This window comes from Nocardioides sp. (genome assembly GCF_035703625.1).
Classification (GTDB): Bacteria; Actinomycetota; Actinomycetes; order Propionibacteriales; family Nocardioidaceae; genus Nocardioides.
Genome location: NZ_DASSXS010000215.1, coordinates 1 through 20,138, shown reverse-complemented (window position 1 = coordinate 20,138; position 20,138 = coordinate 1). Strand labels below are relative to the sequence as shown.

General features: G+C 71.1%; 24 protein-coding genes. 9 read left to right on the top strand and 15 right to left on the bottom strand.

The features are described from left to right. Positions 1–101 precede the first annotated feature (101 nt). Positions 102–1,538 carry a glycine hydroxymethyltransferase gene (locus tag VFN12_RS10915; RefSeq protein ID WP_325118707.1) on the bottom strand — a complete coding sequence of 479 codons (1,437 nt, stop codon included), beginning with the start codon at positions 1,536–1,538 and terminating at the stop codon, positions 102–104. 319 nt (positions 1,539–1,857) lie between these two features. Here VFN12_RS10915 and VFN12_RS10910 point away from each other — a divergent pair, with 319 nt between their 5' ends. The 4 genes from VFN12_RS10910 (at position 1,858) to VFN12_RS10895 (ending at position 5,288) form a co-directional block, all read left to right on the top strand. Further along, complete coding sequence (locus VFN12_RS10910) at positions 1,858–3,558, top strand: nitrite/sulfite reductase (RefSeq protein ID WP_325118706.1); 1,701 nt, start codon at positions 1,858–1,860, stop codon at positions 3,556–3,558. Continuing rightward, a complete protein-coding gene (locus tag VFN12_RS10905; protein WP_325118705.1) occupies positions 3,555–3,710 on the top strand; it encodes a hypothetical protein in 156 nt (51 codons plus the stop codon). Before VFN12_RS10910 ends, VFN12_RS10905 begins: the two co-directional genes overlap by 4 nt. Continuing rightward, the gene (locus tag VFN12_RS10900; protein WP_325118704.1) at positions 3,707–4,450 is read left to right on the top strand and encodes a phosphoadenylyl-sulfate reductase; all 744 of its coding nucleotides are present in this window, start codon (positions 3,707–3,709) and stop codon (positions 4,448–4,450) included. Before VFN12_RS10905 ends, VFN12_RS10900 begins: the two co-directional genes overlap by 4 nt. A gap of 94 nt (positions 4,451–4,544) precedes the next feature. Further along, positions 4,545–5,288 (top strand): sirohydrochlorin chelatase, encoded by a 744-nt coding sequence (locus VFN12_RS10895; protein ID WP_325118702.1) that lies wholly within the window; start codon positions 4,545–4,547, stop codon positions 5,286–5,288. Between the two features lie 28 nt (positions 5,289–5,316). Here the strand turns inward: VFN12_RS10895 and VFN12_RS10890 are convergent, their stop codons facing one another. Genes VFN12_RS10890 through VFN12_RS10880 form a run of 3 tightly spaced genes read right to left on the bottom strand, consistent with a single transcriptional unit; the run spans position 5,317 to position 7,309 of the window. Beyond that, on the bottom strand, positions 5,317–5,706 hold the full coding sequence (locus VFN12_RS10890; RefSeq protein ID WP_325118700.1) for a DUF3037 domain-containing protein: 390 nt from the start codon (positions 5,704–5,706) through the stop codon (positions 5,317–5,319). After that, a complete protein-coding gene (locus tag VFN12_RS10885; RefSeq protein ID WP_325118699.1) occupies positions 5,703–6,470 on the bottom strand; it encodes a HipA family kinase in 768 nt (255 codons plus the stop codon). Before VFN12_RS10885 ends, VFN12_RS10890 begins: the two co-directional genes overlap by 4 nt. After that, complete coding sequence (locus tag VFN12_RS10880; RefSeq protein WP_325118698.1) at positions 6,467–7,309, bottom strand: PPK2 family polyphosphate kinase; 843 nt, start codon at positions 7,307–7,309, stop codon at positions 6,467–6,469. Before VFN12_RS10880 ends, VFN12_RS10885 begins: the two co-directional genes overlap by 4 nt. A 77-nt stretch (positions 7,310–7,386) precedes the next feature. Here VFN12_RS10880 and VFN12_RS10875 point away from each other — a divergent pair, with 77 nt between their 5' ends. Beyond that, entirely contained in the window at positions 7,387–8,070 is a 684-nt protein-coding gene (locus VFN12_RS10875; protein ID WP_325118697.1) for an HAD family hydrolase, read from the top strand. Here VFN12_RS10875 and VFN12_RS10870 read toward each other — a convergent pair. The 6 genes from VFN12_RS10870 to VFN12_RS10845 all read right to left on the bottom strand — a co-directional run bounded on the left by VFN12_RS10870 (position 8,027) and on the right by VFN12_RS10845 (position 13,451). Further along, positions 8,027–8,509 (bottom strand): regulatory protein RecX, encoded by a 483-nt coding sequence (locus VFN12_RS10870; RefSeq protein ID WP_325118696.1) that lies wholly within the window; start codon positions 8,507–8,509, stop codon positions 8,027–8,029. The two genes, VFN12_RS10875 and VFN12_RS10870, sit on opposite strands and share 44 nt — an antisense overlap. 288 nt (positions 8,510–8,797) lie before the next feature. After that, complete coding sequence (gene recA / locus VFN12_RS10865; protein WP_325118694.1) at positions 8,798–9,847, bottom strand: recombinase RecA; 1,050 nt, start codon at positions 9,845–9,847, stop codon at positions 8,798–8,800. Between the two features lie 177 nt (positions 9,848–10,024). After that, on the bottom strand, positions 10,025–10,822 hold the full coding sequence (locus VFN12_RS10860; RefSeq protein ID WP_325118693.1) for an S-methyl-5'-thioadenosine phosphorylase: 798 nt from the start codon (positions 10,820–10,822) through the stop codon (positions 10,025–10,027). Continuing rightward, on the bottom strand, positions 10,819–12,120 hold the full coding sequence (locus tag VFN12_RS10855; RefSeq protein ID WP_325118692.1) for an MFS transporter: 1,302 nt from the start codon (positions 12,118–12,120) through the stop codon (positions 10,819–10,821). Before VFN12_RS10855 ends, VFN12_RS10860 begins: the two co-directional genes overlap by 4 nt. Next, a complete protein-coding gene (locus tag VFN12_RS10850) occupies positions 12,117–12,311 on the bottom strand; it encodes a DUF3046 domain-containing protein (RefSeq protein ID WP_325118691.1) in 195 nt (64 codons plus the stop codon). Before VFN12_RS10850 ends, VFN12_RS10855 begins: the two co-directional genes overlap by 4 nt. A 12-nt stretch (positions 12,312–12,323) precedes the next feature. After that, entirely contained in the window at positions 12,324–13,451 is a 1,128-nt protein-coding gene (locus VFN12_RS10845; protein WP_325118690.1) for a class I SAM-dependent methyltransferase, read from the bottom strand. Positions 13,452–13,522: 71 nt separating this feature from the next. Here VFN12_RS10845 and VFN12_RS10840 point away from each other — a divergent pair, with 71 nt between their 5' ends. Beyond that, positions 13,523–14,065, top strand: coding sequence for a GNAT family N-acetyltransferase (locus VFN12_RS10840; RefSeq protein WP_325118688.1), 543 nt, complete (start codon positions 13,523–13,525; stop codon positions 14,063–14,065). Positions 14,066–14,075: 10 nt separating this feature from the next. Here VFN12_RS10840 and VFN12_RS10835 read toward each other — a convergent pair whose 3' ends face one another. Genes VFN12_RS10835 through VFN12_RS10825 form a run of 3 tightly spaced genes read right to left on the bottom strand, consistent with a single transcriptional unit; the run spans position 14,076 to position 16,644 of the window. Then, positions 14,076–14,885, bottom strand: coding sequence for an ABC transporter permease (locus VFN12_RS10835; protein WP_325118686.1), 810 nt, complete (start codon positions 14,883–14,885; stop codon positions 14,076–14,078). Further along, positions 14,885–15,718 carry an ABC transporter permease gene (locus VFN12_RS10830; protein WP_325118685.1) on the bottom strand — a complete coding sequence of 278 codons (834 nt, stop codon included), beginning with the start codon at positions 15,716–15,718 and terminating at the stop codon, positions 14,885–14,887. Before VFN12_RS10830 ends, VFN12_RS10835 begins: the two co-directional genes overlap by 1 nt. Then, positions 15,718–16,644, bottom strand: coding sequence for an ABC transporter ATP-binding protein (locus tag VFN12_RS10825; RefSeq protein WP_325118727.1), 927 nt, complete (start codon positions 16,642–16,644; stop codon positions 15,718–15,720). The genes VFN12_RS10830 and VFN12_RS10825 overlap by 1 nt, the downstream gene beginning before the upstream one ends. A 153-nt stretch (positions 16,645–16,797) precedes the next feature. Between VFN12_RS10825 and VFN12_RS10820 the strand changes: the two genes are divergently transcribed. Continuing rightward, entirely contained in the window at positions 16,798–17,157 is a 360-nt protein-coding gene (locus VFN12_RS10820) for a cupin domain-containing protein (protein ID WP_325118684.1), read from the top strand. 11 nt (positions 17,158–17,168) lie between these two features. Here VFN12_RS10820 and VFN12_RS10815 read toward each other — a convergent pair whose 3' ends face one another. Continuing rightward, positions 17,169–17,438, bottom strand: a complete 270-nt coding sequence (locus VFN12_RS10815; RefSeq protein ID WP_325118683.1) for a DUF1876 domain-containing protein — start codon at positions 17,436–17,438, stop codon at positions 17,169–17,171. A gap of 219 nt (positions 17,439–17,657) precedes the next feature. On the opposite strand from VFN12_RS10815, the gene VFN12_RS10810 reads away from it, so the two are divergent. After that, positions 17,658–18,467: a hypothetical protein gene (locus VFN12_RS10810; RefSeq protein WP_325118682.1), complete on the top strand. Its 810-nt coding sequence runs from the start codon at positions 17,658–17,660 to the stop codon at positions 18,465–18,467. Between the two features lie 31 nt (positions 18,468–18,498). On the opposite strand, the gene VFN12_RS10805 is transcribed toward VFN12_RS10810, so the two are convergent. Further along, positions 18,499–19,263 carry an aminoglycoside phosphotransferase family protein gene (locus VFN12_RS10805; protein WP_325118681.1) on the bottom strand — a complete coding sequence of 255 codons (765 nt, stop codon included), beginning with the start codon at positions 19,261–19,263 and terminating at the stop codon, positions 18,499–18,501. An 81-nt stretch (positions 19,264–19,344) separates the two neighbouring features. On the opposite strand from VFN12_RS10805, the gene VFN12_RS10800 reads away from it, so the two are divergent. Beyond that, a partial coding sequence (locus VFN12_RS10800; RefSeq protein WP_325118680.1) for a DEAD/DEAH box helicase occupies positions 19,345–20,138 on the top strand: 794 nt, incomplete at its 3' end.

Here is a 20,138-nt window from a genome sequence, read left to right as displayed (position 1 = left end):
TTCGAGACGGTTGCTGGCGCAACCTCCTCGACCACCGGGGCGGTGCTCGGTGGTTGAGGAGGGCCGTCTCACGGCCCGTCTCGAAACCACCCTCCCGTGCGTCAGGCCAGGGTCAGACCCGGGTAGAGCGGGTGCTTGTCCAGCATCTCGGCGGAGGCGCCCTTGACCTTGTCCCCCACGCCGTCGGCCAGCGTGTACGACGCCTTGGACGGCGTGCCCTTCTTCGTGGTGCCGGGCTCGGTGTTGGAGAGGACGTGGACGATCAGCTCGGCCACGTGGTCGAACTCGTCGTGCCCGAAGCCACGCGTGGTCAGCGCCGGCGTACCCAGGCGGATCCCGGAGGTGTACCAGGCGCCGTTGGGGTCGTTGGGCACCGAGTTCCGGTTGGTCACCACGCCAGCGTCGAGGAGCGCCGACTCGGCCTGGCGGCCCGTGAGACCGAACGAGGAGACATCGAGCAGGACCAGGTGGTTGTCGGTGCCGCCGGTGACGAGGTCGGCGCCGCGCGAGAGGAACCCGTCGGCCAGTGACTTGGCGTTGTCGGCCACCTGCTGGGCGTAGGTCCTGAACGAGTCCTGCCTCGCCTCGGCCAGCGCCACGGCCTTGGCCGCCATCATCTGCGACAGCGGACCGCCGAGCACCATCGGGCAGCCGCGGTCCACCGAGGAGGCGAACTCCTCCTGGGCCAGCACCAGGCCTCCCCGCGGCCCGCGCAGCGACTTGTGGGTCGTCGTGGTCGTGACGTGGGCGTGGGGCACCGGGTCCTCGTCGCCGGTGAAGACCTTGCCGGCGACCAGCCCCGCGAAGTGCGCCATGTCGACCATCAGGGTGGCGCCCACCTCGTCGGCGATCTCGCGCATCTTGGCGAAGTTCACCCGACGGGGGTAGGCGGAGTAGCCGGCGACCAGCACCAGGGGCCGGAACTCCCGGGCCTTGGCTGCCACGGCGTCGTAGTCGAGCAGCCCGGTCTCGGGGTCGGTGCCGTACTGGTTCTGGTGGAACATCTTGCCGCTGATGTTGGGCCGGAACCCGTGCGTGAGGTGGCCTCCCGCGTCGAGCGACATGCCGAGCAGCCGCTGGTTGCCGAGCTGCTGCCGCAGCGACTCCCAGTCCTCCTCGCTCAGCTCGCTGACGTTCCTGGCACCGAGCTTCTCCAGCCCCGGCGCCTCGACCCGGTGGGCCAGGATCGACCAGTAGGCGACCAGGTTCGCGTCGATGCCGGAGTGCGGCTGCACATAGGCGTACGGCGCGCCGAACAGCTCGCGGGCGTGCTCGGCGGCGACCGACTCGACGGTGTCGACGTTCTGGCACCCGGCGTAGAAGCGGTGCCCGACCGTGCCCTCGGCGTACTTGTCGCTCAGCCACGTCCCCATGGTGAGCAGCACCGCGGGCGAGGCGTAGTTCTCGCTCGCGATCAGCTTCAGGGAGGCTCGCTGGTCGGCCAGCTCCTGGCGGGTCGCCTCGGCGATCCGGGGCTCGACCGAGGCCATCACGTCGAGGATCTGGCGGTAGGCACTGCTGATCGCGGCATCAGTCATGGGGACACCCTAGTGACCGCTCGTCGTGTGACGTGGGCCGCACACCCGGGCGCCCGCAGGCGGAGCGGCGGCGCGGAGCGTCTCATATTCTGGAGTCGAGTCTCAAAACATGAGATTCCGGCTTGTGGGCAGGCCGTCCGCACCGTGAGACTCCTCGTCATGATCTCTGCTGCGACGCACGCGCACCTCGTGGTACGACGCCACGTGGACCTCGGGCGTACCCGCAGCATGTTGTGTTGGCCCCGCTGAACCACGCCGCCCCTTTCTCGAATCCGCGCCCACCGTCGCGCGCGGCACTCAGCGTGAAGGACCTTCCTCGATGAACGATTCCACCGTCCGCACCTCGCGGCCCCGGCCGCGGCGCGGCGAGGGCCAGTGGGCTCTCGGCTACAGCGAACCGCTGAACAAGAACGAGCAGACCAAGAAGGACGACAACCCGCTCAATGTCCGCTCCCGGATCCTCGACATCTACGCCAGGCGGGGCTTCGACTCGATCGACCCGGCGGACCTCCGCGGCCGCTTCCGGTGGATGGGCCTCTACACCCAGCGCGCCCCCGGCTTCGACGGCGGCAAGACGGCGATGCTCGAGGAGGAGGAGCTCGACGACCGCTTCTTCATGATGCGGGTCCGCACCGACGGAGCGATCCTCGGCGTCGAGCAGCTGCGCGCGCTCGGGGAGACCTCCTCGGCGTACGCCCGCAACACCGCCGACATCACCGACCGCAACAACATCCAGTACCACTGGATCCAGATCGAGGACGTCCCCGCCATCTGGGAGCGGCTCGAGGGCGTCGGGCTGGACACCACCGAGGCGTGCGGCGACTCGCCGCGGCCGTTCCTCGGCTCCCCCGTGGCCGGGATCGCCAAGGACGAGATCATCGACGGGTCCGAGGCGCTCGCGGAGATCAAGCGCCGCGCGATCGGCAACCCGGACTTCTCGAACCTCCCCCGCAAGTTCAAGACCGCGCTGACCGGGCACCCCAGCCACGACGTGGCACCGGAGGTCAACGACGTCTCCTTCGTCGGCACCGTCCACCCCGAGCACGGCCCCGGCTTCGACCTGTGGGTGGGCGGCGGGCTCTCGACCAACCCGATGGTCGCCCAGAAGCTCGGCGTGTGGATCCCGCTGGACGAGGTGGCCGACGCCTGGGAGGGCGTCGCGTCGATCTTCCGCGACTACGGCTACCGGCGGCTGCGTTCGAAGGCCCGCCTGAAGTTCCTGGTCGCCGACTGGGGCGTGGAGAAGTTCCGCGAGGTGCTGGAGTCGGAGTACCTCCGCCGCACCCTCCTCGACAACCCCTCCCCCGTGTCGCCGGCCCGCCAGGGCGACCACATCGGCGTGCACGAGCAGAAGGACGGCAAGTTCTACATCGGCGCCGCTCCGCTCGTCGGCCGGATCGACGGCACCACGCTGAGCGGCCTGGCCGACCTCGTCGAGGAGTACGGCGCCCGCGGCGCCCGGCTGACGGCGTACCAGAAGCTGGTCGTCCTCGGCGTCGACGGCGCCGACGTGGCTGCGTTCACCGCCGACCTGGAGAAGATCGGGCTGACCGCGCAGCCGTCCAACTGGCGCCAGAACACGATGGCCTGCACGGGCATCGAGTTCTGCAAGCTCGCCATCGTCGACACCAAGAACCGCGCGAAGGCGCTGGTGACCGAGCTCGAGAAGCGCTTCCCCGATCTCGACACCCCGATCACGGTCAACGTCAACGGCTGCCCCAACGCCTGCGCCCGCACCCAGGTGGCCGACATCGGCCTCAAGGGCCAGCTGGTCATGGACCGCCACGGCAACCAGGTCGAGGGGTTCCAGGTCCACCTCGGGGGCGCCCTGGGCCTGACCACCACCTTCGGCCGCAAGCTGCGCGCCCACAAGGTCACCAGCGAGGACCTCGACGACTACATCACCAACGTGGTTGCCGGATTCCTCGCCGAGCGCGAGCCCGGCGAGGCCTTCGCCACCTGGGTGACCCGGGCCGACGACGCGGTGCTGCGCGGCGAACGAGAGCTGGTCGGGACATGAGCGAGCGCGCGCAGCCCTTCCACTGCCCCTACTGCGGGGACGAGAACCTGTGGCCCCACGAGGGCGAGGACCGCTCCTGGGAGTGCCGCTCCTGCCTGCGCGCCTTCACCGTGAAGATGCTCGGGATGATCCGCCCGGTGGGGCAGCAGTGACCGCCGCGACGACGCGCTCCGCGCGTGAGTACCGGGGGACCCACACCGAGGGACGGTCGCCCGAGGAGCTGCGCGAACTGGTCTCGCACGTGGGGGCCGAGCTCGAGCTGGCCCCGGCCGAGCACATCATCGAGTGGGCGGTCGCGACGTTCGGTGACCGGTTCTGCGTGACGTCCTCGATGGGCGACGCGGTCCTGGCGCACCTCGCGTCCCGGGTGGCGCCGGGCGTCGACGTGGTCTTCCTCGACACCGGCTACCACTTCGCCGAGACCATCGGCACCCGCGACGCCGTCGAGGCCACGCTGCCGGTCAACCTGGTCAATGTCACCCCCGAGCAGACCGTGGCCGAGCAGGACGCCGCCCACGGCAAGGACCTCTACAAGACCGACCCCGACCTGTGCTGCGCGCTGCGCAAGGTCGCGCCGCTCCAGAAGACCCTGGAGCAGTACGACGCCTGGGCGACCGGGCTGCGCCGAGCCGAGACCCACGACCGGATCATCGCGCCGGTGGTCGGCTGGGACGCCCGCAAGTCGAGGGTGAAGGTGTCGCCCCTCGCCCGCTGGTCCGACGAGCAGGTCGAGCGCTACATCGAGGACAACCACGTGCTGGTCAACCCCCTGGTCTACGACGGGTACCCGTCCATCGGGTGCTGGCCGTGCACCCGCCGGGTGGCCCCTGGGGAGGACCCGCGCAGCGGCCGCTGGGCCGGCACGTCCAAGACCGAGTGCGGGATCCACTGATGCCCCAGCTCCGTGACCTGAAGTGTGACCCAGATCCCAGAACCGACAGCGTGGTCGGTCGTTGTTCACCACAGAATGAGAGGAGGCCGCGCTGATGGCTGCTCCTGCACTGGTGGCCCTGGCCCACGGAAGCCGTGACCCGCGGTCGGCCCAGACGATCACCGCGCTCGTCGACGAGGTCCGCGCCCTGCGTCCGGACCTGCGGATCGAGCCCGCGTTCCTGGAGTTGTCGAAGCCGTCGTTCCAGACGGTCGTCAACAAGCTGGTGCGCGCGAAGTACGAGGAGATCGTCGTCGTACCGCTGCTCCTGTCCGAGGCCTACCACGCGAAGGTCGACGTGCCCGAGGCCGTGGCCGCCGCCACGGCCCGCCACGAGGGGCTGAAGATCCGGACCAGCTCCATCCTGGGCATGGAGCCGAGCTTCCTCGAGGTCCTCGACCTGCGGATGCGCGAGGCGCTCAAGGCCTCTCGTGTCCGCGAGCTCGACGCCCTCGTGCTCGCCGCGGCCGGGTCGTCGGACGCGCTCGCCAACCAGGCCGTCGCCCGGCTCGCCCGGGTGTGGGGAACCCGCCACAAGCTGCCGGTCACCGCGGCCTACGCCTCGGCCGCGCCCCCCGCCACCGGTGAGGCCGTGCGCGCCTTCCGCCGCGAGGGACGCCGCCACATCGCCGTCGCGTCGATGTTCCTGGCGCCGGGCTTCCTGCCCGACCGTGCCGCCGAGCTGGCCCTCGAAGCCGGCGCCGTGGCGGTCTCCGAGCCGCTGGGCGCCCACCCGGAGCTCGCCCGTGCGGTGCTGGCCCGCTACGCCGTCGGAGCGGTCGAACTCGTCCCCGTCTGAGGTGACCCGCCCGAAACTTTCGGGCGGGTCAGCGTTCGCTGGTGACGAGCCTGCCGAGCAGGCGCTCGAGCTCGGCGGCGGGATCGGTCGTCACGCCGCCGTGCACCGGCCCCGGCTGGAGCACCGTGCTGCGGGGTGCCATCAGGAAGCCGAACCGGGTGCCGATGGGTTGCTGGGCGGCCGTCCCGCCCCGGTGGTCACCGGCACACACACCGGACACGAACGCCAGGGCCTCGCACACCTGATCGAGGTCGAGGCCCGGGGCGAGGGCCTGCAGGCGCTCCCGGTCGACGCCCCACCGGACGTCGAGGTAGTCGGCCGCCTGGCAGTACAGCACCACGCCCACGTTGACGAACTCCTCGCGCTCCACGCGCGGGACGCAGCGCAGGACGACGTACTGGTAGGCGAGGGTGGTCATGCCGCTTCCACCGCGGGAAGCCACTGCCGCGTCGCCAGCCGCTCGACCAGGAACGCGACGTAGGCCTGGCGGACGGCGTCAGCGGTGTCCGCGCCGGGGACGGGTTCCAGCCACTCGTCGGGTACGTCGGCGAGCACCTCCGCGAACACCTGCTCGCCGAGCAGGGACCTGATCTCGTCGTCGACGGACGCCAGCCCGTGCGCATGGGCTCGCAGCACATGGTCGTCGGGGTCCCACGGCTGGTGCGCGAACCGCGCCGGGTCGGTGAGGCCGCCGGACCAGGCGTGGTGGAAGTAGAGCGCCGCCCCGTGGTCGATCACCCACAGCCGACCGTGCCAGACCAGCAGGTTGGGGTTGCGCCAGCTCCGGTCGACGTTGGCGGTGAAGGCGTCGAGCCAGAGCACCCTGGCCGCCACGTCCGAGCCGTCGTGGACGGTGCCGTCGTAGCCGAACGCGCCGGGCAGGAAGTCGATCCCGAGGTTGAGACCGGCGCTGGCGCCGAGGAGGTCCTGAACCTCCTCGTCGGCCTCGTAGCGCGCGATCTCGGGGTCGAGGTCGAGGCCGACCAGGCGCGGAGTGGCCAGTCCGACCCGGCGGGCGAGCTCCCCCACGACCACCTCGGCGACGAGGACCCGGACGCCCTGTCCGGCGCCCCGGAACTTGCAGACGTAGGTGCCGAGGTCCTCGGCCTCGACGATGCCGGGCAGGCTCCCTCCTTCGCGCAGCGGCGTGACGTAACGGGTCACCGAGACGGTGGGGATCACTTGACCGCGACCTCACCGAGCAGCCGCTGCCTCTGCTCGTCGACGTCGTAGTCGGCCTCGGGCCAGCGCAGTGCCATGCCGCGCAGGGTGTCCAGCAGCAGCTCACCGATCGCCAGGTTGCGGTACCACTTGCGGTCCGAGGGGATGACGTGCCACGGCGCGATCTCGGTGTTGGTGTGCTCCAGCGCCAGCTCGTAGGCCTCGCGGTAGGCCGGCCACCTCTCCCGCTCGTCGACGTCGGACGGGTCGAACTTCCAGTGCTTGTCGGACTTGGCGAGCCGCGCCAGCAACCGGGCCTTCTGCTCCTCGGGGGAGATGTGCAGCATGCACTTGAGGACGGTGACGCCGTCCTGGGCCAGCTCGGCCTCGAACTCGTTGATCTGCCGGTACCGGCTCTCCACGGTGCGTTCCTCGACGCTGCCCTTGACCCGGGCGATGAGCACGTCCTCGTAGTGCGATCGGTCGAAGACCCCGATGTAGCCCGGCTCCGGCAGCGCCCGGCTCACCCGCCACAGGAAGTGGTGGCGCCGCTCCTCCTCGGTCGGCGCCTTGAAGCTGGTGATCTTGACCCCCTGCGGGTCGACCAGGCCGACCGTGTGGCGCAGGACGCCGCCCTTCCCGGAGGTGTCCATGCCCTGCAGCACCAGCAGCACCCGGCGTCGGGCACCGGTGATGCCCTCGGCGAAGAGGCGTTCCTGCAGATCCGACAACTCGTCGCCCAGGGCGAACAGGGCGCTCTTGCCCTCCTGCTTCTTGCCGTCGAAGCCGGGCTTGGCATCGGGCGCGATGGACGTCAGGTCGACCGGTCCGGGAGGCAACCGGTGCAGGTGGGGCGTCATGGACCCATCATGTCGGATTGTCCCCGCATGCTGAGACACCCACGTTTGAGGCCGGCCTCTCGGGGCACCGAGGACCAATGAGTCCCGCTGCGTCCGACGCCGCTCCCGACACCGTCGTCCTCGACCTGGACGGCACCCTCGTGGACACGGTCTACCAGCACGTCCTGGCGTGGCGGTCTGCGTTCCTGAGCGTCGGGGTCGACATTCCCTCCTGGCGGATCCACCGGGCGATCGGCATCGGTGGTGACCGCCTCGTGGAGGAGTTGGCGGGACGGGCGGTGGAGAACGCCGTCGGCGACGAGGTGCGCAGGCTGCACGAGATGCGCTTCGAGGACCTGCTCCCCCACGTGACGCCGACCGACGGCGCCCCGGAGCTGCTCGAAGGACTGCGCGGCCGCGATCTGAAGGTGGTGGTCGCCAGCTCGGGCGGGCGGGAGTCGACCGAACGCCTGCTGTCGGTGCTGGGAGCCGCCGAGGCGCTGCACGCCTGGGTGTCGGGAGACCAGGCCACGAGCTCCAAGCCCGATCCGGACCTGGTCCGGATGGCCCTGGAGAAGGTCTCGGGCGAGGCTGCTCTCGTCATCGGTGACACGGTCTGGGACGTGGAGTCGGCCCGCAAGTGCGGCTTCCCGTGCCTCGGCGTGCTCACCGGCGGGGTGTCCGACGCCGAGCTGCGCGAGGCCGGCGCGCTCGACGTCCGCGACAACCCGGCCGCGATCACAGCGGATCTGGACGACCTGCTGAAGCGAGCTCGTCCTTGACGACGTTGAACGCCAGGCCGGGCGGGTAGCCCTTCCGGGCCAGCACCCCGACCAGCCGACGGGTCGCCTTCTCACCGTCCAGGCCCTGCACCGAGCGAAGCTTCTTGCGCACCAGCGCCCGCGCCGACTCCTCCTCGTCGGCGGGGTCGATCTCGTCGAGCGCCTCGCGGGCCACGTCGTCTGCCACGCCCTTGCGCCGGAGCTCCTGGGCGAGGGCCCTCCGGGCCAGGCCCTTGCCTCCCCCGGATCCAGCAGGGCCACGGCTGGAGACCCAGGCCCTCGCAAACGCCTCGTCGTCGACCAGCCCGACCTCCTCGAACCGGTCGAGGAGGCGGGCGGCGATGTCGTCGGGCACGTTCTTCGCGGCCAGCTTGCCGGCCAGCTCGCTGCGGCTGCGCGCCTGACCGGTCAGCTGGTCGAGCAGGATCTTGCGCGCCACCGACTCCGGGTCGGCCTCGGGCCCGTCCGGGACAGGGTCCGGAGGGGCCGGGGGTGTCTCGCCGACCCACGCACGAACCCCCAGCCCGACGTCACCGGTCCAGGGGTCAGAATCCTGGCCCCGTGATCGAGACTGTTGAGATTCTCGCTCCATCGCTCCTCCTCGACCCGGCGGGCGAGGCCGCTTTCCGCCTCGCCGGGTCTCGACACGTCGGTTCACCGCCTTCGCAGGCTCAGGCGGAGACGGCTCGCTCAAACCACCATCAGGACGTCCGCTGACGCGGCCGTCCTAGAAGTCATCGATGCCGGTCGGGTCGGCCGGGACCTCCGCCTCGGCGTCAACCGTGGGACCGACGCCGAGCTTCTCCAGGATGCGCTTCTCCAGCTCGTTGGCCAGGTCGGGGTTGTCCTTGAGGAACGACCGGGCGTTCTCCTTGCCCTGGCCGAGCTGGTCGCCCTCGTAGGTGTACCAGGCGCCGGCCTTGCGGACGAGCCCCGCCTCGACGCCGACGTCGATCAGGCCACCCTCGCGGGAGATGCCCTTGCCGTACATGATGTCGAACTCGGCCTGCTTGAACGGCGGGGCGACCTTGTTCTTGACGACCTTCACGCGGGTGCGGTTGCCGACCATGTCGGTGCCGTCCTTGAGCGTCTCGATCCGGCGGACGTCGAGGCGCACGGACGAGTAGAACTTCAGGGCCCGGCCACCGGTGGTGGTCTCGGGCGACCCGAACATGACCCCGATCTTCTCCCGGAGCTGGTTGATGAAGATGGCGGTGGTCTTGGAGTTGTTGAGGGCGCCGGTCATCTTGCGCAGCGCCTGGCTCATCAGCCGGGCCTGGAGCCCGACGTGGCTGTCACCCATCTCGCCCTCGATCTCGGCCCGGGGCACCAGCGCCGCCACGGAGTCGATCACGATCAGGTCGAGCGCGCCGGAGCGGATCAGCATGTCGGCGATCTCCAGCGCCTGCTCGCCGGAGTCGGGCTGGGAGACCAGCAGCGCGTCGGTGTCGACACCGAGGTTCTTGGCGTACTCGGGGTCGAGGGCGTGCTCGGCGTCGACGAAGGCGACGATGCCGCCGCTCCTCTGCGCGCTGGCCACCGCGTGCAGGGCGACCGTGGTCTTTCCGGAGGACTCCGGGCCGTAGATCTCCACCACCCGGCCGCGCGGCAGTCCACCGAGACCCAGCGCCACGTCGAGCGCGATGGCCCCCGTCGGGATCACCTCCAGCGGTGCCCGCGTCTCGTCGCCCAGTCGCATGACCGAGCCCTTGCCGAACTGTCGCTCGATGTTGGCGAGCGCGGCGTCGAGGGCCTTCTCGCGGTCTCCACCAGCCATGGTCTACGTCCCATCTCTCTCGTCGGATTCGCAGGTACGTCGGCGACGCTAGGACGAGCCACCGACATGCCTGATCAGCGATGCCGACGCCTGTGGACGACCTCGTCCTGCGTCGTACCTGTGGACACAACCTAGCCCGAACACGTGTTCGAGAGAGCGATCCGCCGCGGCGTGTCGTCAGGACGGGAGGTCGTAGGTCAGGTCGACCCCGTCGGCCCAGGTCGAGCACGTGCAGCCCTCGGGGTCGGGCAGCGCGGCGATGCTGTCGGCGAGCAGGCCGCGCAGGCGCCCGAGGTTCTCCGCGAACGTCTCGAACACCTCCTCCTGGCTCACCCCGGACCCGGCCTCGACGCCCGCGTCCAGGTCGGTCACCAGGGCGATCGCGGCGTAGCACTGCCGCATCTCCCGGGCGAGGATCGCCTCCGGGTGACCGGTCATGTTGATCAGCGACCAGCCCTGGGCGGCGTAGTGCTGCGACTCCGACCGGGTCGAGAAGCGGGGCCCCTCGACCACGACCATGGTGCCGCCGGTCCGGACCGTCTCGTCGACCGACGCCACCGCGGCCGACAGCCGGTCGCAGTAGGGGTCGGCGAACGGCACGTGCACCGCGCCGCGCTCCACGAAGGTCTGGGCGCGGCCGAGCGTGCGGTCGACGAGCTGGTCGGGGACGACGACGGCGCCCGGCCCCACCTCGGGTCGCAGGCTGCCGACCGCGCACGGGGCGAGGACCTGGCGCACGCCCAGGGAGCGCAGGGCCCACGCGTTGGCGCGGTAGTTGATGAGGTGTGGCGGGAACTCGTGGTGCGGGCCGTGCCGCGGGAGGAAGGCGACCCGGCGGCCCGCGACCGTGCCGACGGCCACCCGGGCCGACGGGGCGCCGTACGGCGTCTCGACGGAGAGCTGCTCGGGATCGTCGAGGAAGGAGTAGAAGCCGGAGCCGCCGATGACCGCGACGTCGGCCACGCTGCCACTCATGGCAGCACCCGGTCGGCAGGAGGCGTGGCGGAGTGGCGGGCGGCGTACCCCGCCGCGAGGAGTACGCCGACCGCGAGCGCGGCCGTCGTGACCGCCAGCGTCGGGTAGCCCCAGACCCCGACGATGAGGCCGGCGAGGCCTCCGGCGCCGGCGGCGGTGAGGCCCATCACCAGGTCGGACGCGCCCTGGACCTCGGTGCGCACGTCGAGCGGCGCCTGGTCGGCGATCATGGTCGAGGCGGCGACGGTCGCGAACGACCAGCCGAGACCGAGCAGGAACAGTCCGGCGAAGATCTGCCAGGAGCTGCCCTCGGGGGCGCTGCCGCACAGCACCAGCGAGACCAGCAGCACCGCTCCCCCGCCGGCCAGGACGGGCGCCCGGCCGGCCTTGTCGGCGAGCCAGCCGATCACCGGGGAGAACGCGAACATCCCGAGCACGTGCACGCTGATCACGATCCCGATCACCCGCAGCTCGGCCCCGCCGTGCTGCATGTGGAGCGGTGTCATCACCATCACCGAGACCATGGCCGCGTGCGCGGCTGCGAGCCCACCCCCGGCCGCACCGAGGACCGGGTGCTCACGAACCGCAGCAGCGACGCGGCGCCAGGAGGTGGCCGGAACGACCGCGCCGGGGCCCGCGAGGTCGAGGGCGGCGGCCTCCGCGGCGGCGGCGGCCCGCGCGGTCAGCAGCGGATCGGGGCGCAGCGCGACGGCGATGACGAGGGCGGCGGCCAGCATCCCCACACTGGCCAGGGCGAACGGCCCGGTCAGCTCCGGGATCCCGAGCCCGTCGGCCACGGAGGCCGACAGCCCCGTGAGGTTGGGGCCCGCCACGGCCCCGATGGTGGTCGCCCACACCACGACGGACAACGCTCGCGCGCGGGTCGCGGCCGGCGCCAGATCGGTGGCGGCGTAGCGGGCGGCACTGTTGGCGGCGGTGCTGGACCCCAGCATCGCCGCCCCGAGGAGCAGCAGGGGCATGGACTCGGCCACCCCGGCGACGACGACCAGGACCGCTCCCGCCGAGCCGGTGAGGTACCCGGTCACCAGCCCCACCCGGCGGCCCCGGAGCGACATGATGCGGGCCAGCGCGTAGGCCATCACCGCCGCGCCGAGCACCTGGAAGGTCTGGGCCAGGCCCGCCTGCCGCTCCGACCCCGAGACCTGCTCGGCCAGCAGCGACGCCGTCGCGATCCCGATGGTGATGCCGACCGCGCCCACGGCCTGCGCCGCCACCAGGGTGCCGATGGTCCGTCGCTGGACCGCCGCGACGTCGACCCCGGCGCCGAGCGTCGTCATCGGTCGCGGGCCGGGAGGTCGAGGGCTGCCCACACGGCTCGCCAGACCTCCTTCGGGGGAACTCCTGCCTCGAGCGCCTCGTCCGCGGTCCGGCCACCGAGGTCACCGATGACGTGGTAGCCCGCCCAGTGCCGGGCGTAGCCGGCCCCGAGGGCCTCCTCCATCCGGGCCCAGAACTCGGTGTGCCTCACGACCGCCCCCCTCTATCTGCGGCTCGCCCGCACGTCGAGCCAGGTCTCGTTGCGCCGCCCAGGCGACCGGAGCACCTCGTCGACCGCCCAACCGGTCTCCTCGAGCAGCGTCCGAAGCTGCCCCTCGCGCCAGAACGTGAAGTGTCGCGGCCCACCGACATGCCCGTGGGTGGAGAACCGGGCGCCGTCACCTTCCTTCAGCGCGAGGTGGAGCACGCCGCCGGGACGGGTGGCCCCGGCCAGCCGGGTGAGCACGGTCGGGAGGTCCTCGCGCCGGGCGTGGACGAGGGAGGCGGAGGCCCACACGCCGTCGTACGGCGCGTCGCGCTCGGGGTCCTCGAGGTCGTCGGAGAGCGGGTCGAGCACGTCGGCGGCGAACCCGTCGGCCCGCAGCATCCGGACGAAGGCGGGCGTGATGTCGGTACGGCGCACCGAGAGCCCGGCCTCCTCCAGGGCACGGGCGTCACGGCCGGGTCCGCTGCCGATCTCCAGGACCCGCGCGCCGCGGTCGAGAGCCGCGACGAAGCGCTCGACAGCGGCCCGTACCTCCTCGGGCATCTCGTCGGTCCCGGCGCGGTAGTCCGCCGCGAACGCTTCGTACGACGCGACCGTGACCCGCTTGGTGACGTGCGAGACGTCGTGGGCGTGGTGGACCAGGTCGTGCAGGTGGTAGCGGGCGAGGCTGTCGACCGTGAACCCGTGGCCGTTGCTGCGGGTGCCGGTGCGTTGCCAGGCTCCGTCGGCGACGGACTCGTAGGCAGCCGCCACCGCCTCGGCCGCCTCGGCGACCTCGTCCGCGACCTTGCCCGGGTCCTGGCTGCCGTAGTCGTCGTCGACGGCGGCCCGGTCCTGGTCCCAGCTGTCGAAGGTGGGCTGGTCCTCGGCCAGCATGAGCCGGACCCGCTCAGCGAAGATCCGGTTGACGTCGCGGACGTGGCAGGCGTACTCGAGCGGGGACCAGAGATGGGGGGCCGGACGCACCGCAGCGTCCTCGGTGCCGAGGACGACCTCCCACAGGGTCGCGTTGTCGCGGATCGCGCCCGGCACCCGGTCGCGGTCGAGATCGGGGGCGTCGAACCCGCACTCGGGGCAGGATCGCTCGAGGACCCAGGTCCAGTCCTTGGTGTCAGGCTCGATCATGGAGCCATCTTGTCAGCCGGTGCCCGTGGCCCGCGTCCGGGATGGGGCCGAGCTGCGTCAGGATGATGCGCATGAAGATCCGCGCGGCCGGGGAGGCCGACCTCACCGGGATCGCGGCGATCTACGGCCACGAGGCCCGCACCGGCTTTGCCACCTTCGACACCGAGCCGCGCCCCATCAACCAGTGGCGGGAGCACCTGGACAGCACCGAGAACGGCGACCACCTGCTCGTCGCGACCGACGACGAGACGATCCTCGGCTACGCCCACTCGTCGGCGTACCGCCCCAAGCCCTGCTACGCGGCCACCCGGGAGACCTCGATCTACCTGACCGCGCAGGCGCAGGGCCAGGGCCTGGGCCGGCGGATGTACGACGACCTCCTGGGCTGGCTGGTCGCCGACGGGATCCGCACGGTGGTGGCCGCGGTCGCGCTGCCCAACCCGGCCAGCCTGGCCCTGCACCGGGCGTGCGGGTTCGAGGAGGTCGGCGCGATGCGGGAGGTCGGCCGGAAGTTCGACCGCTGGATCGACGTGCTGTGGCTGCAGTGTGGGCTCAGCCGGCGCCACGAGCGCGCGAGTGGCGACGACGTGAGCGGAGCCGTCTCGACCCGGTGAGCCGAAGAGGCTAGGTCAGCAGCAGCTTGTCGAGCCGGCGCCGGACCACCACGATCCCGATCAGCCCCATCACCACGAGGTAGACCACGGAGACGGCCGACGCCCACGACAGCGCCCCGGTGGTCAGCTCGCGGCACAGCACGACCCCGCGGTAGAGCGGGGTCGCCTCCACCACCCAGCGCAGCGCTCCGTCGAACGCGGTCACGGGGAAGAACGTCGCCGAGAACAGGAACATCGGGAGCTGGACGAGCGTGACCTTGTCGAAGTCCTGCCAGGACTTCATGTACGTCGTCGCGGCCATGCAGACCGCGCTGAAGGCGAAGCCGATCAGCAACGTCGCCGGCAGCGCCAGGATCGCCCACCAGGAGTGGACCAGCCCCATCGCCACCATCACCAGCAGGAAGGCGGCGGAGTAGCAGGCGCCGCGGAGCTGTCCCCAGGCGATCTCGCCGCGGGCGATGTCGCTGGTGGTGAGGGGGGTGGCCAGGATCTGGTCGTAGAGCTTGTCGTACTTGAGCTTGAAGAAGACGCTGAACGTCGAGTCCATCAGGGCACCGTTGAACGCCGATGCGGCGAGCATCCCCGGCGCGACGAAGGCCGCGTAGGGGATCGTCTCGCCGTTGACCTCGAACGACTGGATCAGCTGGCCGACCCCGATGCCGATCGAGAACAGGTAGAAGACCGGCTCGAGGAACCCGGTGACGAACAGCTTCCAGTAGCGGCGGTAGACGAGGTAGTTGCGCAGCACCAGCAGCCGGAGCGCCTGGGGCGGCGTCAGCATGGGGAAGGTCGTCGGGGCCAGCTCGCCGGTCGTGGCCATCACTTCACCATCCGCTTCGCCAGTCCGGTCACCGACCACCACCAGCCGAAGGCGGTCATCGCCAGCAGCACCGCCAGGTTGACCGCGGCGACCGACCAGTCGACGGTGTCGAGGCAGAACATCCGCGACAGGTTGACGCCGTGCCACAGCGGCGTCAGCCGTGCGGCCCAGGCGCCGACCTCGCCGAGGTTGGCGATCGGGAAGAACGCGCCCGAGAACAGGAACAGCGGCATCACGCCGAGTCGGAAGAGGACGCCGAAGCCGTCCTCGGACTTCATCCGCGTGGACAGGCCGTAGACCACCGTGGCGAACGCGAGGCCGACCAGCACCTGGGAGCAGAACGCCAGGATCGGCCCCCACCAGGTCTCGAACACCCCGAACGGCACGAGCGTCGCCATGAACACGGCGCAGGTGGTGACCAGCCGGAACACCACGAACCCGAGGTGGGCAGCGACCAGGTGCGAGATCTGGAGCGGGGTGGCCAGCATGGAGTCATAGATGCGCTGCCACTTGATCATCGCCATCACCGGCCACGTCGTCTCGCCCACGCCGGTCTGCATCGCGTGGGCCGCGACCAGCCCCGGGACCACGAAGGCGAGGTACGACGTCGCGCCCTCGAGCTGCGCCGGGTCGGCCTCGATGAACCCGCCCAGGAGGACCCCCATGGCCAGGACGTAGAACACCGGGGTGACGAAGGAGGAGATGACGGTGCCGCGCCAGGTACGGCGGTAGACCGTGGCCCAGTAGTCGACCTGCCGCAGGACTCCGTCGGCGAAGCCGAGGCTGCGGGTCGTGGACGGGGGGCTGGCCGTCACTTTGGTGGTCGTGGCCATCAGTCCACCAGCGTCCGGCCGGTGAGCCTGAGGAAGACGTCTTCGAGGGTCGAGCGCCGGACCAGGACCGCGATCGGCTCGAGGCCGCGCTCGTGGACCTTGGCGATGACCTCCTCGCCGTCGTCGCTGTAGACCAGCAGCCGGTCGGGCAGGGCCTCCACCCGGTGGCCGAGGTCGGCGACCTTCTCGGCCAGGGCTTCGTGGCTGCTGCCCTCCTCGGCGACCCCGAAGCGGAGCTCTGCGACCTCGCGGGTGGAGTGCTGGCGGATCAGGTCGAGCGGACTCCCCTCGGCGACGATCAGCCCCTTGTCCATCACCACCAGCCGGTCGCAGAGCTGCTCGGCCTCGTCCATGTAGTGGGTGGTGATGACCAGGGTGACGCCGGACTGCTTGAGCCGGAACAGGCGGTCCCAGAGGACATGGCGGGCCTGGGGGTCCAGCCCGGTGGTGGGCTCGTCGAGGAGCAGCAGGTCGGGGCGGTTGATCAGGCTCCGGGCGATGGTGAGCCGGCGCTTCATGCCGCCGGAGAGGTCCTCGACGGTCGACTTCGACTTCTCGGTGAGCTGGACGAAGTCGAGCAGCTCGTCGACCCGGGAGTTGACCTCGCCGCGCGGGATCCCGAAGTAGCGGCCGTAGATGAACAGGTTGTCGCGGACGTTGAGCTCGTTGTCGAGGGTGTCCTCCTGCGGGCAGACTCCGAGCCGGGCCCGGATCGAGGGGCCGTCGACGGCCGGGTCCATGCCGAGGATCTCCAGCTGGCCACCGCTGACCGGCGAGACGGCCGCGATCATCCGCATGGTCGAGGACTTGCCGGCTCCGTTGGGCCCGAGGAACCCGAACGCCTCGCCGCGGCGTACCTCGACGTCGATGCCCTTGACCGCCTCGAAGTCCCCGAACGACTTGCGCAGGCCCGTGGCCCGGATCATCGAATCGCTCACGTGCAAGGACCCTAGATCACGGCGCCGACAGTCCTCACCCGAGTTTCGGGTCACCGGTTCGCCGGGACCCGATCGGGCCATTGTCGGCTCCTTCCGGCGGCTCTACGTTGGCAGGTGGGGTCCGACGAGGAGGGAGACGTCATGGCTGGACTGGAGAGCAAGAGCTTCAACGCACCGGAGGAGACGCGGCCGTTCGCCGACAAGGGAGCCGCGGAGCTGGTGGCGCTGGGCGACGGCTCGGTGATGAAGGCGAGGTTCGAACCCGGGTGGGTCTGGTCCCAGCACCTCGCCCCGATCGCCGGCACCGACACGTGCCAGTCGCCGCACCTGCTCTACGTGCTGTCCGGGCGGATGCACGTGCGCATGGATGACGGCACCGAGGGCGAGGTCGGCGAGAACGAGGTCGCCCGCATCGAGCCGGGTCACGACGCATGGGTCGTCGGCGACGAGCCGTGCAACGTGGTCGACTTCGGCGCCTCGCCGTCGTACGCGAAGCCGTAGGCCCGATCCGCTCAGAGCTCGAGGGACGTCGCGGGGACGTGCGTGCGCGCCTCGATCTCGCTCGCCGCGACGGCGAGCATCTGGTGGGCGAGGTCCGACAGCGCCCGGGCGCAGGCCAGCTCGTCGCCGATCTGGGGAGCCGACTCGTCGCTCGGATTCCGCTTGCTGTGGCCGTGGCCGCGGATCTCGGTCTTGTTCTCGATGCTCAGGATGGCGTCGGCGAACGTGTCGTCGCCCTGCTCGTCGAGGCGTACCTGGATTGTCCAGTCCTTGGTGGTCATCAGGTCCTCCTGCCTGGGTGAGAGCTCCAGTCTGCTCCCGTCCGGGCGCCTGCGGAAGGCCCGTCAGGACCACCAATGTCCAGTTCCGGGAACGAGGTCGGCGCAGGACGCCTCGAGGTCCAACGCGTGCGCCCGGCCACTGGATGCCGTGTGGTACGCCCCTCGGCCTCGACGCGACCGACACTCAACGGCCGCGTGCGCTCTGTCATGCTCCGCTCCATGATCATCGGGTTGCTGGGCGACCTCGAGGGCGACCGGGACTGGGCCGTCGGCGTTCTCCGAGCGCTCGGGGAGCGCGAGGACGTGGAGGTGGTCTGCCAGCTGGGCGACCTCCGGTTCGGGATGGGCGCAGACCCCGAGGGGTACCTGGCCGCCATCGAGTCGGCCTGTGCGGAGTCTGGCCTCCGGCTCCTCTGCGTCAACGGGAACCATGAGAACTGGGCTCGACTCGACGAGCTGTGGGCCGACCCGCGCTGGCAGGACGAGGAAGGCCGCCACAAGCCGATCGAGGTGTCCGACCACGTCACCTTGCTGCCACGAGGCCATCGCTGGCACATGGGCGGTCGATCGTTCGTCGCGCTCGGCGGTGCGCCGTCCGTGAACCGGCTCCTTCTGACCGAGGGCGTCGACTGGTGGCCGTCCGAGGTCATCCGGGAGGAACACGTCGAGGCCACGATGGCTGCGGGACATGCCGAGGTCATGCTCACCCACGACAGCCCCGGGCCCCCGTACTGCACCGACCCCGTCGCGGACACCATCACGAACAACCCGTGGGGCTGGCCGGACTCGATGCGTGCCTACGCCGGGGACGGCATCGAGAAGATCACCCGAGCCGTTGTCGGAGTCAAGCCCCTGCTACTGGCCCACGGCCACTTCCACGTCGCCGGTGAGACCGCCGTACGGCTCCCCGGCTCCACGCACGAGACGACGATCTGGTCATTGGCTGCGAACCAGGACCCAGCCAACGTTCGACTGCTGGACCTCGACACGCTGACCGACCCGCGAGAGACGGCCAGCCGTACAGCGTGACACTCAGCTTCGACTCCCCCGAGGACCAGTCCTACTCGAACAGGTGCCGGTGCTCCCGTGACCACCGCACCCGTCCGCGCAGGTCGTCGAGGTAGCCCTCCTCGACCCACGAGGCCTGCGGCTGGATGCGCCGCTCGGCGAGGTCCTGGACCTGGGCGATGGTGGCTGCCTGGCGGTCGATGACGCGGTCGACGAGGCCGGTCGCGCTGTCGAGGCCGTAGGCCGACGCGAACGCCGAGAGCCGGCCGCGGCGCTGGGGAGGCGCCGGGAAGCGGTGGCCGTCGGTGTCGCAGGCGACCTCGTCGCTGCGGAACGGCGTGAAGTGCTCCAGGGCGTAGGCCACGTCGCTCATCGCAGGCCCGGGATGGGCGAAGTCCCAGTCGATGAGGCCGATGGCCCGCGGCCCGTCCCAGACCATGTTCCAGGGCCCCGGGTCGCCGTGGCAGACCACGTCGGCGCCGGGCTGGGGCGCGATGGACCACGTCGCGTCGCGGGGCGGCACGAACCCCCGGGAAGCCTCGTGCACCTCGCGGAGCAGGCGGGCGGCCGAGCGCACCCCCTCCTCGTCGACCTGGTGCTGCCAGGCGTCGACGCCGGAGTCGCCGGGAATCAGGCGAACCGCCTCGACGTCCCCCTCGATCCCGACCGGCTCGGGCACCGAGGTCAGGCCCTCCGCACGGAGGTGCGTGAGCAGCGCGTGGATCGTCCGGGTCCAGGGCCGGACGGGACGCAGCACGAGGTCGTCGATGAAGGTCACGTCGTTGTCGACGAGCCGCCAGCCCCCGCGCCTGCGCACGGGCAGAGTCAAGCATCGACGCGGGTCTCCGGGGGCGCTACGCGCCGAGTGGGTGTCGGCGCGGTGAGGCAGGATGGACTGGTGGCACCGCTCGAGGCGTTCAGCGAACCGACCCGCACCTGGTTCGACGCCGCCTTCGCCGAGCCCACCCCGGCCCAGACCGGGGCGTGGCAGGCGATCGGAGCCGGGAGGAACGCGCTCGTGGTGGCGCCGACGGGCTCGGGCAAGACGCTGAGCGCCTTCCTGTGGTCGATCGACCGGCTGCTGACCTCCGAGGTGCCCGAGAAGTCGAAGCGGTGCCGGGTCCTCTACGTCTCCCCCCTCAAGGCACTCGCCGTCGACGTGGAGCGCAACCTGCGCGCCCCGCTGACCGGCATCCGGCAGACCGCCGAGCGGCTCGGCCAGCGCGTCCCGGACCTGCGGGTCGGCGTGCGGTCCGGAGACACCAGCGCCGCCGACCGGCGCACGCTGGTCACCACGCCGCCCGACATCCTCATCACCACCCCCGAGTCGCTGTTCCTGATGCTGACCAGCCAGGCCCGCGAGTCACTGCGCGGCGTGGAGACCGTGATCATCGACGAGGTGCACGCCGTCGCCGGCACCAAGCGCGGGGCCCATCTCGCGGTCAGCCTCGAGCGGCTCGACGCGTTGCTGCCCGGCCCCGCCCAGCGGATCGGCCTCAGCGCCACGGTGCGCCCCCTGGAGGAGGTGGCGCGGTTCCTCGGCGGCCAGGCGCCCGTCGACATCGTCGCGCCCACGTCGGAGAAGCGGTGGGACCTCACGGTCGTCGTACCCGTCGAGGACATGACCGCGCCCGAGGAGTACGCCGACGACGGCGATCCGACCCGCAGCCAGTCGATCTGGCCCCACGTCGA